Raw genomic sequence first — 522 nt, 5'->3', positions numbered from 1 at the left:
GCCGCCTCCGCGAGGTCAACACCGAGCCGCGAGGCGAGCGCGAGGCCCAGCACCGCCGCCTCCGCCGCCGCGCGGCCCACGAGCGGCAGGGTCACCTGACGTCCGTGGAAGGTGAAGCTCGCCCCGGCGGGGGAGAGGTCGAGGTGACGGCCCCCGTACGTGGCGTCCTCCTCGAAGCCGTACGTGTCGCGGTCCGGGTACCACGGCGCGGCCTGCGTGCTCACCACGCCGTACGGGGCCTCCAGGATCACGCCCTTCTCCCGCGCGATGGTGTCCTTCGTGCCGAAGGCCTCCAGGTGCGCCTCCCCGATGGCCGTCACGACGCCCACGTCGGGCGCGACGAGGTCCATCAGCTCACGCATCTCCCCGATCCGGTCGATGCCCATCTCCACGACGAGCGGCGCGTCCCCCTCCGCCTCGGTGAGCAGGAAGCACGCGATGGCGTTGAGGGTGTTGAACACCGGCATGAAGCGCCCGCCGAGCGCCGCCCCGACGTACGTCTTCGCGGTGGTCTTCCCGACC

1 protein-coding gene is annotated in these 522 nt (G+C 72.6%); it reads right to left on the bottom strand.

Annotated features, from left to right (window positions below; genetic code table 11):
- On the bottom strand, nt 1-522 hold a 522-nt coding region (locus DEIPI_RS27995; RefSeq protein ID WP_045233514.1), incomplete at both ends, for a Mur ligase family protein.

It is taken from the genome of Deinococcus pimensis DSM 21231 (genome assembly GCF_000519345.1).
Lineage (GTDB): Bacteria > Deinococcota > Deinococci > Deinococcales > Deinococcaceae > Deinococcus_A > Deinococcus_A pimensis.
Note: the sequence above shows the minus strand (reverse complement) of the source record. Positions and strands in the feature narration are given on the sequence as shown.